Here is a 21,402-nt window from a genome sequence, read left to right on the forward strand (position 1 = left end):
AGCCGGATGGCGCGCGCGCACCGCGCGATCCGCGTGGACTCCGTCCGGCCAAGGCATCACCATTGTGGCAGCGAGTCGGCGCTCCCTTAGCTGCCGGCGATCGCTCCCCATCGATGCAAGAGCCGCTTTAGCGCATGTCCAGTGCAGGATTCGTTCATCTCCACGTTCATTCGGCCTATTCGCTGCTGAAGGGCTCCATCAAGATCGCCAAGCTCGGCGAACTGGCGAAAGCCGACAGCCAGCCAGCCCTGGCGCTGACCGACACCGACAACATGTTCGGAGCGCTGGAATTCTCCGACAAGATGGCCGGCTACGGTATCCAGCCGATCGTCGGCTGCGAGCTCGCGGTCGATTTCGGCGATCAGGATCCCAACGCCCGTAATGCGCTGGCTGCCACGCCGTCGCGAATCGTGCTGCTGGCGGCGCGCGAGCGCGGTTACCGCAGTCTGATGCGGTTGAACTCGCGAGCGTTTTTGGAAACGCCGGTCCATCAATCGCCGCACATCAAGCTCGAATGGCTGGAGGGCGATGCCGAGGATTTGATCGCGCTGACCGGCGGCCCCGACGGCCCGATTTCGCTGGCGCTCAATGCCGATCACGCGGCGCTTGGAGCAACACGTATCGACCGGCTGGCGGGCCTGTTCGGCGATCGCCTCTATGTCGAATTGCAGCGTCACGGTGTCGACAAGGAGCGTCGCGTCGAGGCCGGCCTGATCGATCTTGCCTACGCCAAGGGCCTGCCGCTGGTCGCGACCAACGAGCCTTACTTTGCGTCGAACGACGATTATGAAGCCCATGATGCGTTGTTGTGCATCGCCGGCGGCAAGCTGATCGCCGAGACCGACCGCGAGCAGCTCACCCCCGATCACCGCTTCAAAACGCGCGCCGAAATGGCGGTGCTGTTTGCCGACATTCCGGAAGCGCTGGCCTCTACTGTCGAGATCGCCGAGCGCTGCTCGTTCCGGCCGAAGACGCGAAAGCCGATCCTGCCGCGCTTCACCGTCGGCGCGGACTCGGGCTCCGACGCGGCAACCGAGGAAGCCGCGGAGCTAAAGCGTCAGGCCGAGGAGGGGCTCGCACGGCGCCTGCAGGTTCATGGCCTGTCGCCCGGCACGACGGAAGAGGAATACCACAAGCGTCTCGCCTTCGAGATCGACGTCATCAACCGCATGAACTATGCGGGCTACTTCCTGATCGTCTCCGACTTCATCAAATGGGCCAAGGCCCACGATATTCCGGTCGGTCCGGGCCGCGGCTCCGGCGCCGGCTCGCTGGTCGCCTATGCGCTCACCATCACCGACCTCGATCCGATTCGCTTTGGGCTACTATTCGAGCGCTTCCTCAATCCCGAGCGCGTCTCGATGCCGGACTTCGACATCGACTTCTGCCAGGACCGCCGCGGCGAGGTGATCGACTACGTGCAGCAGCGCTATGGCCGCGATCAGGTGGCGCAGATCATCACCTTCGGAACGCTGCAGGCCCGCGGCGTGCTGCGCGACGTCGGCCGCGTGCTGCAGATGCCCTACGGGCAGGTCGACAAGCTCACAAAGCTGGTGCCGCAAAATCCCGCCGCGCCGGTGACGCTGGCGCAGGCGATCGAGGGTGAACCCAAGCTGCAGGCGTTCCGCGACGAGGACCCGGTGGTCGCGCGCGCCTTCGACATCGCCCAGCGCCTCGAAGGACTGACCCGCCACGCCTCGACCCACGCCGCCGGCATCGTGATCGGCGACCGACCTTTAAGCGAGCTGGTGCCGCTCTATCGCGATCCCAAATCCGACATGCCGGTGACCCAGTTCAACATGAAATGGGTCGAGCCGGCCGGGCTGGTGAAGTTCGACTTCCTCGGCCTCAAGACACTGACCGTGCTCGACGTCGCGGTGAAACTGCTCAAACAGCGCAACATCCATGTCGATCTGGCGACGCTGCCGATCGACGATGCGCCGAGTTACCAGATGCTGGCGCGGGGCGACGTGGTCGGCGTGTTCCAGGTGGAAAGCCAGGGCATGCGGCGCGCGCTGATCGACATGCGTCCCGACCGCTTCGAGGACATCATCGCGCTGGTGGCGCTCTATCGCCCGGGTCCGATGGCCAACATCCCGACCTATTGCGCGCGCAAGCACGGCGACGAGGAGCCGGAATATCTGCATCCGATCCTGGAGCCGATCCTGAAAGAGACGTTCGGCGTCATCATCTACCAGGAACAGGTGATGCAGATCGCGCAGGTGATGGCCGGCTATTCGCTCGGCGACGCCGACCTGCTGCGCCGCGCGATGGGCAAGAAGATCCGCGCCGAGATGGAAAAGCAACGCGCGATCTTCGTCGCCGGGGCGGTCAAGAACGGCGTACCGAAGGGGCAGGCGGACACGATTTTCGAACTGCTCGCCAAATTCGCCGACTACGGCTTCAACAAGAGCCACGCTGCGGCTTACGCGCTGGTGTCCTACCACACCGCCTACATGAAGGCGCATTACCCGGTGGAGTTTTTGGCGGCGTCGATGACGCTCGAACTCAACAACACCGACAAGCTTTCGGAATTTCGCGCCGAGGCGCAGCGTCTCGGCATCAAGGTCGAGGCGCCGAACATCAACCGCTCGGGCGCCACCTTCGAGGTTGGCGAGAAGACCATCTACTATGCGCTGGCCGCGCTGAAGGGCGTCGGCCTGCAGGCGGTCGAACAGATCGTGGAGGAGCGCAAGAAGGGCGCCTTCACCTCGCTCGCCGACTTCGCCGCCCGCGTCAATCCGCGTGCGATCAACAAGCGTGTCATCGAAAGCCTGGCCGCGGCCGGCGCATTCGATACGCTGGAGTCTAATCGCGCCCGTGTCTTTGCCGGGGCGGACGCGATTCTTGCCGCCTGTCAGCGCAGCCACGAAGCCGCAACAATCGGTCAGAACGACATGTTCGGCAATGCTGCCGACGCGCCGACCATCATGCTGCCGCAGATCGAGCCGTGGTTGCCGGCCGAAAAACTGCGCCGCGAATACGACGCCGTGGGCTTCTTCCTGTCCGGCCACCCGCTCGACGATTACGCCACCGTGTTGAAGCGGTTGCGGGTGCAGTCCTGGGCGGAATTCTCCCGTGCCGTGAAGACCGGCGCGACCGCGGGCAGGGTTGCGGCCACCGTGGTGTCGCGCATGGAGCGCCGCACGAAGACCGGCAACAAGATGGGCATCATGGGCCTCTCGGACCCGACTGGACATTTCGAGGCGGTGCTGTTTTCCGAAGGCCTGGCGCAATATCGCGACGTGCTGGAGCCGGGGGCGGCCGTGTTGCTGCAGCTCGGCGCCGAGTTGCAGGGCGAGGATGTGCGCGCGCGGGTGCTGCATGCCGAGCCGCTGGATGACGCCGCGGCCAAGACCCAAAAGGGCCTGCGGATATTCGTTCGCGACACCAAGCCGCTGGATTCGATCGCAAGACGGCTCAACATGCCGGAAGCATCGGCGCAAAACGGTCCGGCCAAGGGCCTGCCGGCGAAGCCTGCGCCCGCGCCATCTGGCGGCGCCGATGGCGACGTCTCGCTCGTCATCATGCTCGATCTGCAGACCGAGGTGGAGATGAAGCTGCCGGGCCGTTTCAAGGTCTCGCCGCAGATCGCGGGCGCGATCAAGGCGGTTGCCGGCGTGGTGGATGTGCAGACGGTGTAGGTCGTGGCAAGGAGCTGCTCCCGCGGCCGACCGAAATTACGGCAGGCACGATTGGCATTCGTTAAAGGTATCGCACCCCTTCGGTACCCGTTAACGCAATATGCGGCGTCGTTTGTCGGGCGCATGGGGATACGATTGCAACCACGCGGCGTTTTGGCTAAACGGCGAGAGCCATCATTGACGTGTGGGCATGGCCAGGGGGGCTTCGTGGCTGTTTCGGTTGCCAGGGTTGTGCGTGCGCTAACATGGTTGCTGCTGTTCCTGGCCCTTGACGGCGGCACGGCGTGGACGGCGCAGGGCGCATCTTCGATCGCGGAGGGCATCTATGCCGCGGCGCCGCCGCGACTGCTGCAGATTCGGACGCTGGTCGCGGATGCAGGACAGCAGGCGTCGATCGGCTCCGGCTTCCTGGTGTCCGCCGACGGGCTGGCGATCACCAATTACCACGTGATTTCGCAGGCCGTACTCGAGCCGAAAACCTTTCGGCTCGAGTATACCGCGGCCGACGGCGGTCGCGGAGAGCTCAGCGTGGTGGGCGTAGATCTGCCAAACGACCTCGCGATCGTTCGCCTTGCCAAGCATGACGCTCCATTTTTCGCCTTCGACAGCGCCGCAATGGAAGGCGCGCCTTCCAAGGGCGAGCGCCTGTATTCCATGGGCAACCCGCTCGACCTCGGATTCACGATCGTCGAAGGCACCTATAACGGCTTGGTAGACCGCACCTACAATGATCGTGTGCACTTCAGTGGCGCGCTCAACCCGGGTATGAGTGGCGGCCCGACCGTTTCCGCCGAGGGACAGGTGGTTGGCGTCAATGTCGCCACCCGCAGGGGCGGCCAACTTGTCAGCTTTCTGGTCCCGGCGCGCTATGCGGCGGCGCTGCTGCAGCGGGTGCGCGGGCAGAAAACCCCGCCGGATCTGCGGGCCGAGGTCGGCCGACAACTCGCCGCCTGGCAGTCGGCGCTCTACAGATCGTTTGCCGAGAAGGGGTTTCGTTCGACCGCGCTCGGGCCGTATCTGGCCCCCGAGACGGTCGCGCCCTGGTTCAATTGCTGGGCGAATACCAATGCGGGTGCCACGCCCAGGCCGCGCGCCAGCATCAATTCGATCAACTGCAAGGCCGATACCGGCCTGTATGTCGCTCCCGACCTGAACACGGGAGCGATCCAGATCGATCATTCCTACGTCAAGGCCACCGATCTCAATCAGTTCCAGCTTGCAAACCTTCTGACGCAGATGAGCCAGCCGAGGCTTGTCGGCGGCGGGCCCTTCCGCAAGTGGTATACGCCGCAGCGCTGTCACGAGGATTTTGTCGGTGCCGCGGCGGCGTCGGACCACCCACCGCTCAGGGTTATCTGGTGCGCGCAGGCCTATCGTGAATTCGAAGGGCTCTACGACGTGGCCCTGATCGCCGTGACCCAGGACCAGGCCAGCGAGGCGTTGGTCTCGCGATTGAGCCTTCAGGCCGTGGCCTATGACGACGCCGTGGCGCTCGGCAAGCGCTTCCTTCAATCGGTGCAGTCGAGCAAATGATCTGGGTGGAAGTACTGTCGCGTCATCGCGATATTGCCGCGCGTTTCCGGATCGCCGCTCCGGAGGCGCGCATCGGCCGCGGCTATGACAACGACGTCATCATCGACGATCCCTATGTTGCCGCACAGCATCTGCGCGTCTTTCGCGACGAAGCCGGGCAACTTGTTGCCGAGGATCTGGGCAGCGCCAACGGCACGTTTCTCGACGGCGGCCGCAACCGGCTCGCGCGCATCGTCGTTGACGGCAAACAGCCGATTCGTATCGGCCAAACCTGGCTGCGCATTCGCGAGATCCACCATGAGGTCGAACCCGAACGCGTGGCCCCGCCGGAGTGGCAGACCTTGCCGATCGCTGCGGTCGCAGCGCTCGGCGCGTCGCTGTTGGGACTGAGCGCGCTTCAGATCTGGCTGGCCCAGACGGCCGAGTTGCGGGCTTCGAGCTATCTCACCCCGCTGCTTTGGATCGTCGCCACGATCCTCGTGTGGGCTGGCGTATGGGCGCTGCTGTCGCGAATATTTTCCGGCAGCTCGCACCTCTTGCGCAACCTGCTCATCACGCTGGCGGGCGGCCTTGCTTTCTCGCTCTACCACGAGTTTGCCCGGGTTTTTGCGTTTGCGTGGACCTGGTCCGGGGCCAGCACGTACCAATATGTCGCGACGTGGTCGATCTTGGCCGCCATGTGCTTCCTGCATCTGCGCGAGGTAGGCCGAACCCGGCTGAAGCTGAAGGGCGCCATCGTGGTCGCGCTGCTCGTTACGGCGATTGCGTTCCAGACCTTGCAGCGGTCCGAGGCTTTTTCCGACTACGGGCGGCAATACACCACGCACCAGCTCATGCCGCCTGCGTTCCGTGCGGTCCAGCTCAGTGAGCAAAACGTATTCTTTGGCGAGATCGCCAATCTCAAAACCAGGCTCGACAGCGATCGCGTGCATGCCAGGCCAAACGAGACGATCCAGTAGTTGATTGCGCCGCTGGCGGCGAGTGCGGCCCCAAATGCACAACGCGCTCGTTGGCAAGCCCATCGCATTTTAGGTGGGCCCGCCGAAAGCAGGGCACGCGCGGATCGTCGTGCTGCGCGGAAAGGGCTATGGCGGCATCGTCGATGGGGCGTGGGAAGTTCAGCTCGACGGGACGCCGCTGTCCGGCCTCAAGACCGGCACCTTTGTCTTCGTCGATCGCCCACACGGCCCGCGTCAATTGACGGCCACCGAGGCCGCGTTCCCGGGCGTGACCAAACACGACATCACAGTCCAATCCGGCCAAACCTATTTTTTCGTGGCGCGGACAAGTAAGCAAAAGAACGCCTTGATGGCCACCGCGGCCGGAACCGGAGGCGGAATATTGGGGCTGGCGCTCGGCACTGCATTTACCTCGGGCTACGACAATCCCGGGCCGATCGACTTTTTTCCTCTGGACGATGCGGCCGCGAGAACAACCATTGCGGAGCTCAAGCTGGGCCAATAGCGCGCCGGCAAACGCGGGCCGGACCGGAAGAGCCAGGCACGAGCTGAATGAGATCGAGCAGCCGCTGCGCGCGCGACATTAACCCGTCCCGTCACCAAGCCAACTAAAGTCTGTCTGGGCACGCTGCCAAAACGTGTCAGCATCATCAGGCGTAACCGGCTTGTTGCCGGGTCGAGGGCAGAGACGGTCAAGATCGCACGCGGTTGATCTGGATCAATCGCCAACCGCCCCAGGCCGAATATTTGACCTACGCGAGAGGATGGAGCGTGGCGTAGACCACCAAACACCATGCCGGTCAGGTGCAGGCGACGGTCGCGCATGGCTCGGCCGCTACATCGGCTGTGGTTGCTTCCTGGCGCCGGTCGTCCAATTTTCATCGCCGGCCGGGCGCGCAATGAACTGCCGGGCGACGACCTGGCCGGCGGTTTCTACGTCGGCGTTGCGCCGGAGTACTTCAACTCGCGCAACGACGCCTTTGGCGAATTCAAGAAGTTGTCATTGCCTTTTCGATGCCGACCTGCCCGAACCATCATATAATCGAGCCGAGGGGGAACTGTGCTGCATCACGGGAGTATCACCTGAAATCGCAGTAACGGAGGTCCGCCATGAAAGTCAAAGACGCGATGCACAAGGGCGTCGACTGGGTCAATCCCGACACCCCCATTACCGAAATCGCGAAGCTGATGCGCGAACATGACATCGGCTGCATTCCGATCGGAGAGGACGACAAGCTGATCGGGATGGTGACCGATCGCGACATCGTCTGCAAAGGGCTTGCGAACGGCAAGTTCGACCCCAGCCGCGCGCAGGCGCGCGACGTGATGACCGAAGGCATCCATTGCTGTCGCGAGGACGACGACCTCGCCAAGGCCGTCCATCATATGGAGGCGCTGCAGGTTCGCAGGCTGCCGGTGATCAACAAGAACAAGCGAATGGTCGGCATGATCAGCCTCGGCGACGTCGGCCGCTTGGCGCCCAATGATTTACTGGCCGGGTGCGTGAAGAGCGTTTCCGCCCATCACTGACGCGCGGCGGCCCTCGCGCTACGAGTACCGGCGCCCGCGTCGAAATCGACGCGGGCCGTCGGCGGGATCAGGCGGCCTCAATCGTGCGTGCTGAAGTGGCCGCGCCAGGCCTTCGCCGTCAGTTTGGCGAACTGGTCGCCGTCCATGCGGATCAGCGTCGAATGGTCGCCGCCCTCCATGTAGATGTCCCGTCGTGCGTCGATACTGTCGTCGACGATGACATCGAGCCCATAGCACTCGCCAACCGGCGGGATGGCTCCAACGTCGCAGTCGACAAACAGCTCCGCGATCTCCTTCTCGCTCGCCAGGTCGACCTTGTGGCCGAGCTGACTTCTCAGCGCCGACATATGCAGGTGATGGGAGGCCGGAAGAACGGCCATCATGTAGCCGCCGTCACGGCGCAGCACGACGGCCTTGGCCAGCGCGTCGCCCGGCACGTGGCAGGCTTCCGCTGTACGCGTCGATGACTTCGTGGGAGCATGAGGGATCAGGTCGTAGGTGACGCTCTGATCGAGATATTTCTGCAGGGTCGGGGCGACGGTCATGGCAATTCCTCCATTGCATGGGCATTCCGCACACCGGGAGGAACTCGCGCAGTCGCCTCACGATGCGGGCGAACACGATCTCGACGAGAGGATACGCCTGCCGGGGCGCCGCGACAATGCGAATCTCGGTGCCGGAACCGGGAGGAGCAGAATCCCGGGCTCGATTTCACTTGCGGCATGCCTTGCTGAGAGCGCATTTGTTCAAGAAAGGTTCAGCTCAACGCGCGTCCCATACAGCGCGGGCGGTGACAGGGTGGGATCCCATGCGGGTAGCAAGAAGTTTGTCGATCCTCTCGGTGTGTCTCGTCGCGATATCCGGGCTGGCCGGTCATTTGAGCTCCGCCGCTGCGCAACAACAGGAAAAGCGCATCGCGCTGGTGGTCGGCAATGCCGCCTATGCGAAATCGCCGCTGGCAACCACGGCCAACGATGCCGGCCTGATCGCCCAAACCTTGCAGGCGGCGGGATTCGACGTGATCGGCGCCCGCGACCTCGATGGCGACACGCTGCGCAAGAGTTTCCGCGACTTCATTCGGAAGGCCGAAAGCTCGGGGCCGGACACGGTCGCGATGGTTTATCTGGCCGGCTATGGGCTGCAATTGGCCGGCGAGAACTATTTCGTGCCGGTCGATTCCGCGATCAATCGCGATGCCGATATTCCGACCGAGGCGTTGCGAACCGGCGACTACATCCGCCAACTCGCCTCGCTGCCGCTGAAGGCCGGAATCGTCGTGCTGGACGCGGCGCGGCAGCAGCCGTTCGTCGATGGGCAGATCGCGAGCGGCCTCGCTCTGGTCGAGGCCGATCCGCGCATGCTGATCGCGTTCAATGCGGCGCCCGGCACCGTGGCGCCGACCGAGCAGGGACCGTACGGCATTTACGCCCAGTCGTTGGCCGAGATGATCCGGACCGGTGGATTGCCGCTGCCGGAGGTTTTCAATCGCGTACGGCTCCGCGTCAACGAGGCGAGCGAGGGCGCGCAGGTACCCTGGGACAGCCAGAAGATCGACGCTAGCTTCACGTTCTTCGAGCGCGCTCCCGATGCGCCGGCTCCGGCACCGCCCGATCAGGTCGCCGCTGTCAGGGACAGACCGATCCGCGATCTCGGCGTGCAGGAAGCCTATGCTGCAGCGCTGGAGCGCGACACGTTGCAGGCCTACGAGGATTTCCTCGCCGCCCACGCGAGCGATCCGCTGGCGAAGCGGGTGAGGGCGATTGTGGCGGCGCGGCGTGAAGCGATCACCTGGCGCCGCACCTATCGCGCCGACACCCCGAACGCCTATTGGTCGTATCTGCAGCGCTACCCGCGCGGGCCTCATGCGGCCGACGCGCGCCGCCGGCTGGCCATTCTCACCGCGCCGCTCGAGCCGCCGCCGACATTTGAAGTCATCGAATACGACGTGCCGCCGCCGCCACCGGACGAGTTTATCTATGTCGAACGTCCGGTGCTGGCCTTCTTCGATCCCGAGTTCGATTTTGTCCCGCCACCACCGGCGCCGGTCTACTACCTGCCGCCGCCGCCGGAGGACTTCGTGGTGCTGGAGCCGCCACCGCCGCCGATCGGCCTGTTCATCCTGCCGCAGCCGATCTTTGTGCCGATACCGGTCTATGTGAGGCCGCCGCGCTATGTGGCGCCGCCACCGAACAACATCATCTTTGCCAACATCCACAATCGGGCCGTCATCAACAACGTCATCAATAGGCCGCCGCAGCCCGCTTTGCCTGCGGCGGGACTTGGCGATAGGGCCACCCGACGCCCCGGCTCCCCGGCGGCGGTGGCGGTTAGGCCGGGCCAGGGGAGCGCCACGCCGACGCTGCCGCCTGCCGTGGCGCAACGGGCCACCTTGATCCAGCAGGGCAAAGCGCCGGTGCCGCCGAGCGCCACGATCAATCCCGCCGTGAGAACTGGTTTGCCCGGCGCTCCGGCGGGACCGACCGGAAGGCCGAACGCGACCCAACCGGCGAACGCGCCAGGCGCGCTGCCTTCGACACAGCCTTCGCCGCGCAATGCCCTGCCAGTTCCAGGCGCGAAGGGGGCGCCAGCCGCGCCTCCCAGCGCTGCGGTGTCACCGGGGGCAGTCAATCCGAGCGCGAGGCTTGCGCCGGGAGCGCCCCGTCCGGGATCGGCCGCGCCGGCTACGCCCGGCGCGGCTGCAGGCCCCAGGCCCGCCATCGGGGCGACTGCTCCGCCGGCTTCGGCTGGCCAACAGCCAAGAGCGGCCGTGCCGCCACCGAGCGCCGCCGCGCCGCCAAAGCCGACCGCTACGGTTGCTCCGAGACCTCAACCGCAGCCGGAATTGCGGCGAGCCCCGCCGCCGTCGGCGGCGCATGTGGCAAGGCCCCCACCGCCGCCGGCAGCTCGCGTCGCCCCGTCGGCTCCGCCGCCGCGAATGGCTGCGCCGCCTCCACCGGCGAGGATGGCCGCGCCATCACCTCCGCCAAGGATGGCAGCACCACCGCCGCCACCCCCACGTATGGCGGCGCCGCCGCCTCCGCGTATGGCGGCGCCACCGCCGCCGCCCCGGACGGCAGCGCCACCGCCACCGCCCCGGATGGCGGCGCCACCGCCACCGCCGCCGCGGATGGCTGCGCCACCCCCGCCGCGTCCAGCGCCACCGGCGGCAGCGGCGGCGAGGGCGTGTCCGCCGGGTGCCCGATGCTGATTGTTAACGGGCCAGATCCCCCGGGTCTGGCCGGAGCGGCCCTAAATCGCGGGGCTGGAAGACCGAAAATTCGGCCGTATTTCCTTGCTTCTGGCTGGAATCCGGCTATATAGCGCGCCATCTCACACGGAAACATGGCTCTCAAAGGCCGTCCGGTGGCAACCGGGCCAATCAGGCTCGTTTGCTCACACGTTTCCGGAGGAACCAACCGGAGAACTATCACGATGGCGCTACCCGATTTTTCCATGCGTCAGCTCTTGGAAGCTGGCGTCCACTTTGGCCACCAATCGCACCGCTGGAATCCGAAGATGGCGGATTACATTTTCGGTGCTCGCAACAACATCCACATCATCGATCTCGCCCAGACTGTGCCGATGCTGCATCGCGCGCTGCAGGCGGTGTCGGATACCGTCGCCAAGGGCGGCCGCATCCTGTTCGTCGGCACCAAGCGTCAGGCGCAGGACGGCGTTGCCGAGGCGGCCAAGCGCTCGGCGCAGTATTTCGTCAATTCGCGCTGGCTCGGCGGCACGCTGACCAACTGGAAGACGATTTCGGGCTCGATCAAGCGGCTGCGTCACCTTGATGAGGTGCTGTCTTCAGGCGAGGCCAACTCCTACACCAAGAAGGAGCGGCTGACGCTGCAGCGCGAGCGCGACAAGCTCGACCGTTCGCTCGGCGGCATCAAGGACATGGGCGGTTTGCCCGACATGATCTTCGTGATCGACACCAACAAGGAAGATATCGCGATCCAGGAAGCGCAGCGTCTCAACATTCCCGTTGCCGCGATCGTCGACACCAACTCCGATCCCAAGGGCATCACCTATGTGGTGCCGGGCAATGACGACGCCGGCCGCGCCATTTCGCTCTATTGCGACCTGGTGGCCCGCGCCGCCATCGACGGCATCTCGCGCGCGCAGGGCGAGTCCGGCATCGACATCGGCGCCGCCGTTCAGCCGGTCCGCGAGGAAATTCCGACCGCGCCGGAAACTTCAGGATTCCAGGGGCTGGCCGGTCCGCGCGGCACTGCCGACAACCTCAAGAAGCTCACCGGCGTGTCGGGCACGATCGAGAAGAAGCTCAACGACCTCGGCATCTTCCATTACTGGCAGCTTGCCGAACTCGACCACGACACCGCGCACAAGATCGGTGAAGAGGTTGGTCTTCCGAGCCGGGCCGATGCCTGGGTCGCCCAGGCCAAGGCGCTGACCGCGGAAGCGGAATAATTGGTTCTCCGCGTGGCCGGGTCTTCCGGCCACCGGTCCTGCTCCCAGATACGGCGTTCCCTGTAGCTGACGACGGCACGGCGCAAGGCGCGCGCCGCGCCTGCAGCTCACAGGCAAGAAGGATATTCGACGATGGCAACGATCACTGCGGCAATGGTCAAGGAACTGCGCGAGTCGACTGGCGCGGGCATGATGGACTGCAAGGCAGCGCTCACCGAAACCGCGGGCGACATGCAGGGCGCCCAGGATTGGCTGCGCAAGAAGGGCCTCTCGAAGGCCGCGAAGAAGGCCGGCCGCGTCGCGGCCGAAGGCCTGATCGGCGCGGTCACCTCGGGCGTCAAGGGCGTCGTGGTCGAAGTCAATTCCGAGACCGATTTCGTCGCCCGCAATGAGCAGTTCCAGGGCCTCGTCAAGATGATCGCGCAGGTCGCGCTCGACGTTGGTGCGGACGTCGAGAAGATCAAGGCGGCGAAGGTCGGCAGCGTCACGGTCGAAACCGCGATTTCGGACGCGATCGCCACCATCGGCGAGAACATGACGCTGCGCCGTGCTGCCTCGCTTGAGGTCGGCAAGGGTGTGGTGTCAAGCTACATCCATGGCGCCGTGATCGATGGCGCCGGCAAGATGGGCGTGCTGGTCGCGCTGGAATCCACCGGCAAGACCGATGAACTCGCGCATCTCGGACGTCAGCTTGCGATGCATGTGGCTGCGACCAATCCGCAGGCGCTGGATCCGTCCGGCCTCGACCCCGAGATCGTTAAGCGCGAAAAGGACGTGCTGGCCGACAAGTATCGCCAGCAGGGCAAGCCGGAAAACGTGATCGAAAAGATCGTCGAGTCCGGCCTGAAGACCTATTACAAGGAAGTCTGTCTGTTGGAGCAGGCGTTCATCCACGACGAAAAGGGCAAGTCGGTCGCGCAAGCTCTGAAAGAAGCCGAAGGCAAGATCGGCGCACCTGTGAAGATTGCCGGATTTGTGCGCTATGCTCTCGGCGAGGGAATCGAAAAGCAGGAATCCGATTTCGCAGCCGAAGTCGCGGCGGCCAGCGGCAAAAAGTAACCGCTGCGGTCACAGTCTTCCGGCGCAAAGCGCCGGAAGTTACCTGCGCGGGACAAGGAAGCGATAAGCAATGGCTGAGCCGGTCTATCGTCGCGTCGTGATCAAGCTCTCGGGCGAGTATCTCGCAGGCAGCCAGTCTTTCGGTATCCACCAGCCTACCATCGACCGTATCGCCGACGACCTGATCGCGGCGAAGAAGCTCGGCGTCGAGGTGGCCGTCGTGATCGGCGGCGGCAACATCGTTCGTGGCGTGGAGGTCTCCTCGCGCGGCGTGTCGCGCCCGACCGGCGACACCATGGGCATGCTCGCCACTGTGATGAACTGTCTGGCGCTGGAAGCTGCGATCGAGCGCAAGGGAGCGCCGGCGCGGACGCTTTCGGCTTTCGTGATGCCGGAGATTTCGGAGCTGTTCACCCGCGGTGCAGCGCACAAATATCTCGCGGACGGACGAATCGTCCTGCTCGGCGGTGGAACCGGCAATCCGTTCTTCACCACTGATACTACCGCGGTGCTGCGGGCGGCCGAAATCGGGGCGCAGGCGGTGCTCAAGGCGACCAATGTCGACGGCGTCTACAGCGCCGACCCGAGAAAAGACCCGTTGGCCAAACGGTTCGATCGGCTGACGCATTCGCAGGCGATCGCCGGCGACTACAAGGTGATGGACGCGACCGCATTCGCGCTTGCCCGCGAGACGTCACTGCCTATCATCGTATTCTCGATCGCCGAGCCGGGTTCGATCGGCGCGATCCTGCGCGGGACCGGCCGCGGCACGGTGGTTGCTGGCTGATAGGCCGGTTGCAGTTTCGAACCGCGGCTTCAAGACGCCGGCGGCTGGTTTCTAAGGAGGGGAGAGCGCTATGCCCACGCCCGGTTTTGACATCAATGAATTGAAGCGCCGCATGCAAGGCGCCACCCATGCGCTCAAGCACGAGTTGGGCGGCTTGCGGACCGGCCGCGCGGCGGCGTCCATGCTTGAGCCGGTGCAGGTCGAGGCCTACGGCTCGCACATGCCGCTCAACCAGCTCGCCACCGTCAGCGTACCCGAGCCGCGGCTGCTTTCCGTCCAGGTGTGGGACAAGTCGATGGTGAAAGCCGTGGAGAAGGCGATCGTCGATTCCAATCTCGGCCTTTCGCCCGCGACCGAAGGGCAGGTGCTGCGCCTGCGGATTCCCGAGCTTAACGAGGAACGGCGCAAGGAACTGGTGAAGGTCGCGCATAAATACGCCGAGGCCGCCAAGGTTGCCGTTCGCCACGTCCGTCGTGACGGCCTGGACATCGTCAAGAAGCTCGAGAAGAATCACGAGATCTCCGAAGACGATCAGGAGCGCTTGGCCCATGATGTGCAGAAGGCGACCGACGCGACGATTGCCGAAATCGATCAGTTGCTGGCGGCGAAGGAAAAGGAAATCCTCACCGTTTAATGGCAACGTTCACGAGTGAGACTGGCACTGGAATTGAGATAATGCCGAACGCCGCCGCCCCCGCCACGGAAGGACCGGATCGATCCGTCCCGTTGCATGTGGCGATCATCATGGACGGAAACGGGCGCTGGGCGGCAGCCCGCGGCTTGCCGCGCACCGAAGGCCATCGTCGCGGCGTCGAGGCGCTGCGCCGCGTCGTTCGCGCAGCCCACGAACTCGGCGTGCTCTATCTGACGATCTTTTCGTTCAGCTCCGAAAACTGGTCGCGGCCGGCGACCGAAATCGGCGATCTCTTCGGTCTGCTTCGCCGCTTCATCCGCAACGATTTGGCGACGCTGCACCGCGACGGCGTGCGCGTGCGCGTGATCGGCGAACGAGAGGGGCTGGAGCCCGATATCTGCACGCTGTTGAACGAGGCCGAGGAACTGACGAGAGCCAACACCAAGCTCAACCTCGTGGTCGCGTTCAATTACGGATCGCGCCAGGAAATCGCCGGCGCTGCCCAGCGGCTGGCGCGCGAAGTCGCGGAGGGCAAGCGTGACCCCGCATCGATCGATGCCGATACGCTCGGCCGCTATCTCGATGCGCCTGAGATTCCCGATCCCGACCTGATCATCCGCACCAGCGGCGAACAGCGGCTGTCGAACTTCCTGATGTGGCAGGCGGCCTATAGCGAGCTCGTGTTCGTGCCGATCCACTGGCCGGATTTCGACAAGGCCGCGCTCGAAAGCGCGATTGCCGAATATGCCAGACGGGAACGCCGTTTCGGCGGTCTGGCCGCGAAAACCGGATCGTGACGGACCCCGAGCCCTCGCCGGCGGCAGTAAGCGCGCCCGATTCGCGCAATCTCGTGATGCGTATCGCCGCCGCCGCGGTGCTGATCCCGCTTGCGGTCGCCATCGCCTATGCGGGCGGCTGGCTGTGGGCCGCGCTGGTGACGCTGGCGGCCATCGGTCTGTTCGTCGAATGGCTCGCGATCGTGGGTCTCGCCGGGGCAACGCGTGTGATCGTCCCCGGCGTGGCCGCGCTTGCGCTCGGCGGGGTTTGCTTTGCGATCGGCCGGCTCGATGCCGCCCTAATCGTACTCGGCATCGGCTTTGTCGCGGTCGTGTCGATCGCGCCGGAACGGCGAAACTGGGCGGCAGCCGGATTTCTGTACGCGGCGGCGGCCGAGATTGCCTCGGTGCTGGTGCGTTTGGATTCCGTAAAGGGTTTTGCCGCCCTGATGCTCGTGCTGCTGATCGTATGGGTGACCGATAGTGGCGGCTATTTCGCGGGCCGCGGTATTGGCGGACCGAAACTGTGGCCGCGCGTCAGTCCGAAAAAGACCTGGGCCGGCGCCGTCGGCGGTTTTGCCGCCAGTCTGGCTGTGGCAGGCGGATTTGCCGCGTTCGATCTGGGCAGAATAGGGCCGCTATTGATGCTTTCGGCGACCCTCTCGGTGGCTTCGCAGCTCGGCGACCTCTTCGAATCCGCCGTGAAGCGCCGTTTTGGCGTAAAGGACTCAAGTCACATCATTCCCGGCCATGGCGGACTAATGGATCGTCTGGACGGGTTTGTCGCAGCCGTTGTCGTGGCGGCACTTTTCGGCTTTCTGCGGGGCGGCGCCGATGGCGTCGGTCGCGGTCTTATGGTTTGGTGAAACATGAGCGCAGTTCCATTGCGTAACAACAGGGCCGCCGCTTTATCGGATGTGCGCACCGTCACGGTGCTGGGCGCCACCGGCTCCATCGGCGACAGCACGATGGATTTGCTGCGCGGCGCGCGCGACCGCTATCAGGTCGAGGCGCTGACCGCGAATACCAATGTCGAAGCGCTGGCCAGGCTCGCGAAGGAATTTGGCGTGCGATTCGCTGCGATCGCCGACCCCGCGCGCCTTGCCGAACTGAAGGATGCGCTGGCAGGCACGAACATCGAATGCGGCGCCGGCGAAAGCGCGATCATCGAGGCCGCCGCGCGTCCCGCCGACTGGGTGATGGCGGCGGTAAGCGGCGCGGCCGGGCTGAAGCCCGCGCTCGCTGCGGTCGACCGCGGCGCCGCCGTCGCATTGGCGAACAAGGAATGCCTGGTTTGTGCGGGCGATTTCTTCATGCAGCGCGCGGCGAAGGCCGGCGCCTGCATCCTCCCGGCGGATTCCGAACACAACGCGCTGTTTCAGGCGCTCTCTTCCGGCAATCGCGAGGAATTGGTGCGCGTGATCATCACCGCATCCGGCGGCCCGTTCCGCACCTGGGCGCCGGCCGACATCGAGCGGGCGACGCTTGAGCAGGCCTTGAAGCATCCGAACTGGAGCATGGGCCAGAAGATCACCATTGATTCGGCCTCGATGATGAACAAGGGCCTCGAAGTCATCGAAGCTTCCTATCTGTTTGCACTCTCGGCCGACGAGATCGACGTTCTCGTGCATCCGCAGTCGATCATCCACGGCATGGTCGAATTCTCCGATCGCTCTGTGGTTGCGCAGCTCGGCGCGCCCGACATGCGCATCCCGATCGCGCACTGCCTTGGATGGCCCGATCGAATCGTCGGCCCGTCAGCCAGGCTGGACCTCGCAAAAATCGGCCAGCTCACGTTCGAGGCGCCGGACTTCGAGCGCTTCCCGGGCTTGCGGCTGGCCTACGAGGCGTTACGTACAGGACGCGGCGCGACCACGGTATTCAATGCTGCCAATGAGGTGGCGGTGGCGGCGTTCATCGCCGGAAAGATCAAGTTCGGGTCGATCGCGCGCCTCGTGGAAGCCACCATCAACGACTGGATTCGTGCCGGGAACCTTGCGCCTTTGAGCTCGGCCGACGACGCCATTTCCGTTGACCATAACGCGCGAAATCGAGCTGCCTCCCTATTGCCTCAAATTGCCTTAAAGGCATCCTAGAGGGTTGGGGACGGAGCCATCGGCTCTTGTCGAGGGGAACCTGATGTCAGAACTTTTGCTAAATAGTTTCAATACGTTGGGCCACGGGCTCATCGGCTACATCATTCCCTTTTTGTTCGTTCTGACCATCGTCGTGTTCTTCCATGAACTCGGCCACTTCCTGGTCGCCCGATGGGCGGGCGTGAAGGTGTTGACGTTCTCGCTCGGTTTCGGGCCGGAACTTGCCGGCTTCAACGACCGTCATGGCACGCGCTGGAAAATCTCCGCCATCCCGCTCGGCGGTTACGTGAAGTTCTTCGGCGACGAATCGGAGGCCTCAACGCCGGCCTCGGCCGAATCGCTCGCCCGCATGAGCGAGGAAGAGCGCGCGGGCAGTTTCCATCACAAGAAGGTCGGCGCGCGCGCAGCCATCGTGGCCGCCGGTCCGATTGCGAATTTCATTCTGGCGATCGTCATTTTCACCTGTCTCTTCACTTTCTTCGGCAAGCCGAGCACGACGGCACGCGTCGACAAGATCGAAGCCAGCAGCGCCGCCGAGCGGGCGGGCTTTCAGGTCGGCGACATCGTCACCGCCATCGACGGCAAGACGATCGGCAGCTTCTCCGACATGCAGCGCTTCGTGAGCGTTCGCGCCGGCGAGACCATGACTTTCACCGTCAAGCGCGGTGATTCCACGCTGCAGTTGAATGGCACGCCGGAACTGCGCGAAGTGAAGGATCCGTTCGGCAATACCCAGCGGCTCGGAATTCTCGGCATTACCCGGGCGACGACGCCCGGCGAAGTCACCACGGAGAAGGTCGATCCGGCCACCGCACTTTGGCTGGGAATTAAGGAAACTTGGTTCGTCATCGAGCAGACGCTCGCCTATATCGGGAACATTTTTACCGGCCGGGCGAGTGCGGACCAGATCGGCGGGCCGATTCGGATCGCGCAGATTTCGGGGCAGGTGGCCACCTTGGGAATCATCCCGCTGCTCCATTTGGCGGCGGTGCTGTCCATTTCGATCGGGCTATTGAATTTGTTCCCGGTGCCCTTGCTCGACGGCGGTCACCTTATGTTCTACACGGCCGAGGTGCTCCGCGGGCGTCCATTGTCGGAAAAGTCCCAAGAATACGGGTTCCGAGTCGGACTGGTTTTGGTGCTGATGCTGATGGTGTTCGCCTTCTACAACGACTTCCATCAGGTGCCGTGGTTGAAGGGGCTGTTCGGGAGATCGTAGAAGCGGCTTTTTTATGGCGTTGCCCATTGGCAACGTCTTGGAATGAAAATGGAATCGCATCGCGATGTCTGGTTTGCCGCCCTGTCGAAATTGGCTACAAGCAATGCAACTTTGGGAATCTGCCGGTTCGTAGGGGTACGGGCCGGCATTGCAATGACGAGGGCGCGTTGCGGATGATGTTTGGAATGCGAGTGCGGGGGGGCTTGCTGGCCGCTCTGATCATGGTTGCCGCGCCGATGGGGGGCGCGCTGATCTCTGTGCCGGCTGCGGCCCAGACCGCGGCGTCGATCACGGTCGAAGGGAACCGGCGTGTCGAGGTCGAGACCATTCGCTCCTACTTCAAGCCGGGCCCCGGCGGCCGCCTCGGGCAGGCCCAGATCGACGACGGTCTAAAGGCGCTGATCGAGACCGGCTTGTTCCAGGACGTGCGAATCAACCAGGTCGGCGGCCGGCTGGTCGTGACGGTTGTCGAAAACGCGGTGATCGGGCGCATTGCGTTTGAAGGCAACAAGAAGGTCAAGGACGAGCAGCTTTCGGCTGAAATCCAGTCCAAGCCGCGCGGTACTTTCTCGCGCCCTATGGTTCAGTCGGACGCCCAGCGTATCGCCGAAATCTACCGGCGCTCCGGCCGCTATGACGTGCGCGTCACTCCGGAAATCATCGAGCAGCCGAACAACCGCGTCGATCTGATCTTCACGATCACCGAAGGCAGCAAGACCGGCGTCAAGTCGATCGAGTTCATCGGCAACGTCGCCTATTCGTCCTATCGCCTCAAGGACGTCATCAAGACCCGCGAATCGAACCTTCTGAGCTTCCTCGGCGGCGCCGACGTCTACGATCCCGACCGGGTCGAGGCCGACCGCGACCTGATTCGCCGCTTCTACCTCAAGAACGGTTACGCCGACGTGCAGGTGGTCGCCGCGCTGACCGAATATGATCCCGACAAGAAGGGCTTCCTCGTCACCTTCAAGATCGATGAGGGGCAGCAATATCGCGTTGCTTCCGTCGATTTCCAGACCTCCATCCCGACCCTCGATGCCGCATCGATGCGCAGCTTCTCGCGCGTCAGCGTCGGCTCGGTTTACAATGCCGAGGCACTGGAGAAATCCGTCGAGGAAATGCAGATCGAGGCTTCACGGCGCGGCTATGCCTTCGCCGTGGTGCGTCCGCGCGGCGATCGCAATTTCGAGCAGCACACCGTTTCGATCGTGTTCGCCGTCGACGAAGGCCCGCGAACCTATATCGAGCGCATCAACGTCCGCGGCAACACCCGTACCCGCGACTACGTGATCCGCCGCGAGTTCGACCTGTCCGAAGGCGACGCCTACAACCGCGCCCTGGTCGATCGCGCCGAGCGCCGGCTGAAGAACCTCGACTTCTTCAAGAGCGTGAAAATCGTCACCGAGCCCGGCTCGTCGACCGATCGCGTGATCCTGATCGTCGATCTCGAAGAAAAATCGACCGGCGACTTCTCGGTGTCGGGCGGCTATTCGACCACGGACGGCGCACTGGCCGAGGTCAGTATCTCCGAGCGCAACTTCCTCGGCCGCGGCCTGTATGCGAAGGCTGCCGTGACCTACGGTCAGTACGCGCGTGGCGGCTCACTGTCGTTCGTCGACCCCTATTTGCTCGACTATCGCGTCGCGCTCGGCCTCGACCTGTTCTACCGCGAGCAATTGGCCAACAGCTACATCGCCTATGGCACGAAGACGCTTGGCTTCAGCCCGCGGCTCGGCTTCACCTTGCGCGAAGATCTCGCGCTTCAGTTGCGCTACTCGATCTATCAGCAGGAAATCTCGCTGCCGAGCCAGCTCGCGAACTGTAACAACAACCCGGCGAACTCGTTGCTCGCCTTCAACCCAAGCCCGGCCTTTGCGAACTTGAACGGCATCGACCTGACATCCACAAGCGGTCTCGGATGTTACTTCGATGGTGAAGCTTCGCTGCCGGTTCGCAAGGAACTGCAGAGCGGCAAGACGCTGACCTCGTCGGTCGGCTATTCGCTGAACTACAACACGCTGGACAATAACAAGAACCCGACCGATGGCTTGCTGATCGACTGGAAGCAGGACTTCGCCGGTGTTGGCGGCGACGTGAGCTACATCAAGTCGGCGATCGATGCGAAGTACTACACCCCGCTGGTCGCCGATATTGTCGGCCTGATCCATCTCCAGGGCGGTATTCTCAACCAGTTCGGCGGCAGCGAGCTGCGCATGCTGGATCACTTCCAGATGGGTCCGAACCTGGTTCGCGGCTTTGCGCCGAACGGTATCGGTCCGCGCGACCTGAATCCGTTCGGCACGCGCGACGCGCTCGGCGGCACCAAGTATTGGGGCGCTTCGTTCGAATTGCAGATGCCGTTCTGGTTCCTGCCGAAGGAAGTTGGGCTCAAGGGCTCGGTCTATGCCGACGCCGGCGGACTGTTCGACTACAAGGGTCCGACGTCGTGGGCGGCAACGGGCGAGGTCAATGTGCCTGGCTGTGTCCCGCCGACGCAGGCGACGGCGACGACTGGACCCAATCCCGGGACCTGTTTGGGATTGCAGTACGACAACGGCAATGTGGTTCGCACCTCGGTGGGTGTCGGTATCATCTGGGCCTCGCCCTTCGGTCCGCTGCGCTTCGACTATGCGGTTCCGCTTACGAAGGGTCAGTTTGACCGCGTGCAGGAATTCAAGTTTGGCGGTGGCACATCGTTCTAAGGTGTCTTGAAGCGAAACGGACTAAGGTCCGC

16 protein-coding genes are annotated in these 21,402 nt (G+C 64.0%); 15 read left to right on the forward strand and 1 reads right to left on the reverse strand.

Features of this window, described 5'->3' with window-relative positions:
• Nucleotides 1-134: 134 nt before the first annotated feature.
• From dnaE to IVA95_RS15265, 5 genes are all read left to right on the forward strand, one after another.
• Nucleotides 135-3,644: a DNA polymerase III subunit alpha gene (gene dnaE / locus IVA95_RS15245; protein ID WP_247511201.1), complete on the forward strand. Its 3,510-nt coding sequence runs from the start codon at nucleotides 135-137 to the stop codon at nucleotides 3,642-3,644.
• A gap of 252 nt (nucleotides 3,645-3,896) precedes the next feature.
• Complete coding sequence (locus IVA95_RS15250; protein ID WP_247511215.1) at nucleotides 3,897-5,177, forward strand: serine protease; 1,281 nt, start codon at nucleotides 3,897-3,899, stop codon at nucleotides 5,175-5,177.
• Nucleotides 5,174-6,136 (forward strand): FHA domain-containing protein, encoded by a 963-nt coding sequence (locus IVA95_RS15255; RefSeq protein ID WP_247511202.1) that lies wholly within the window; start codon nucleotides 5,174-5,176, stop codon nucleotides 6,134-6,136. The genes IVA95_RS15250 and IVA95_RS15255 overlap by 4 nt, the downstream gene beginning before the upstream one ends.
• Before the next feature lie 73 nt (nucleotides 6,137-6,209).
• Nucleotides 6,210-6,641 carry a DUF2846 domain-containing protein gene (locus tag IVA95_RS15260; protein ID WP_247511203.1) on the forward strand — a complete coding sequence of 144 codons (432 nt, stop codon included), beginning with the start codon at nucleotides 6,210-6,212 and terminating at the stop codon, nucleotides 6,639-6,641.
• 605 nt (nucleotides 6,642-7,246) lie between these two features.
• Nucleotides 7,247-7,666, forward strand: coding sequence for a CBS domain-containing protein (locus tag IVA95_RS15265; RefSeq protein WP_213250337.1), 420 nt, complete (start codon nucleotides 7,247-7,249; stop codon nucleotides 7,664-7,666).
• Nucleotides 7,667-7,743: 77 nt separating this feature from the next.
• On the opposite strand, the gene IVA95_RS15270 is transcribed toward IVA95_RS15265, so the two are convergent.
• Nucleotides 7,744-8,211 (reverse strand): YbaK/EbsC family protein, encoded by a 468-nt coding sequence (locus IVA95_RS15270; RefSeq protein ID WP_247511204.1) that lies wholly within the window; start codon nucleotides 8,209-8,211, stop codon nucleotides 7,744-7,746.
• 263 nt (nucleotides 8,212-8,474) lie between these two features.
• On the opposite strand from IVA95_RS15270, the gene IVA95_RS15275 reads away from it, so the two are divergent.
• From IVA95_RS15275 to bamA, 10 genes are all read left to right on the forward strand, one after another.
• Nucleotides 8,475-10,874 carry a caspase domain-containing protein gene (locus tag IVA95_RS15275; RefSeq protein WP_247511205.1) on the forward strand — a complete coding sequence of 800 codons (2,400 nt, stop codon included), beginning with the start codon at nucleotides 8,475-8,477 and terminating at the stop codon, nucleotides 10,872-10,874.
• A gap of 224 nt (nucleotides 10,875-11,098) precedes the next feature.
• Complete coding sequence (locus tag IVA95_RS15280) at nucleotides 11,099-12,097, forward strand: 30S ribosomal protein S2 (RefSeq protein ID WP_213250331.1); 999 nt, start codon at nucleotides 11,099-11,101, stop codon at nucleotides 12,095-12,097.
• A 132-nt stretch (nucleotides 12,098-12,229) separates the two neighbouring features.
• Nucleotides 12,230-13,156 carry a translation elongation factor Ts gene (gene tsf, locus IVA95_RS15285; protein ID WP_213250329.1) on the forward strand — a complete coding sequence of 309 codons (927 nt, stop codon included), beginning with the start codon at nucleotides 12,230-12,232 and terminating at the stop codon, nucleotides 13,154-13,156.
• Nucleotides 13,157-13,226: 70 nt separating this feature from the next.
• Entirely contained in the window at nucleotides 13,227-13,943 is a 717-nt protein-coding gene (gene pyrH, locus IVA95_RS15290; RefSeq protein ID WP_247511206.1) for a UMP kinase, read from the forward strand.
• Nucleotides 13,944-14,013: 70 nt separating this feature from the next.
• Nucleotides 14,014-14,577 carry a ribosome recycling factor gene (gene frr / locus IVA95_RS15295; RefSeq protein WP_065729162.1) on the forward strand — a complete coding sequence of 188 codons (564 nt, stop codon included), beginning with the start codon at nucleotides 14,014-14,016 and terminating at the stop codon, nucleotides 14,575-14,577.
• 41 nt (nucleotides 14,578-14,618) lie between these two features.
• Nucleotides 14,619-15,374 carry an isoprenyl transferase gene (locus tag IVA95_RS15300; RefSeq protein WP_213250322.1) on the forward strand — a complete coding sequence of 252 codons (756 nt, stop codon included), beginning with the start codon at nucleotides 14,619-14,621 and terminating at the stop codon, nucleotides 15,372-15,374.
• Complete coding sequence (locus tag IVA95_RS15305) at nucleotides 15,371-16,219, forward strand: phosphatidate cytidylyltransferase (RefSeq protein WP_247511207.1); 849 nt, start codon at nucleotides 15,371-15,373, stop codon at nucleotides 16,217-16,219. The genes IVA95_RS15300 and IVA95_RS15305 overlap by 4 nt, the downstream gene beginning before the upstream one ends.
• 3 nt (nucleotides 16,220-16,222) lie before the next feature.
• Nucleotides 16,223-17,449, forward strand: coding sequence for a 1-deoxy-D-xylulose-5-phosphate reductoisomerase (dxr, locus tag IVA95_RS15310; protein WP_247511208.1), 1,227 nt, complete (start codon nucleotides 16,223-16,225; stop codon nucleotides 17,447-17,449).
• Nucleotides 17,450-17,492: 43 nt separating this feature from the next.
• Entirely contained in the window at nucleotides 17,493-18,668 is a 1,176-nt protein-coding gene (gene rseP / locus IVA95_RS15315; protein ID WP_247511209.1) for an RIP metalloprotease RseP, read from the forward strand.
• A gap of 173 nt (nucleotides 18,669-18,841) precedes the next feature.
• Complete coding sequence (gene bamA, locus IVA95_RS15320) at nucleotides 18,842-21,370, forward strand: outer membrane protein assembly factor BamA (RefSeq protein WP_247511216.1); 2,529 nt, start codon at nucleotides 18,842-18,844, stop codon at nucleotides 21,368-21,370.
• The last annotated feature ends 32 nt before the right edge of the window (nucleotides 21,371-21,402 follow it).

The sequence above is a fragment of the Bradyrhizobium sp. 157 genome (genome assembly GCF_023073815.1).
Classification (GTDB): domain Bacteria; phylum Pseudomonadota; class Alphaproteobacteria; order Rhizobiales; family Xanthobacteraceae; genus Bradyrhizobium.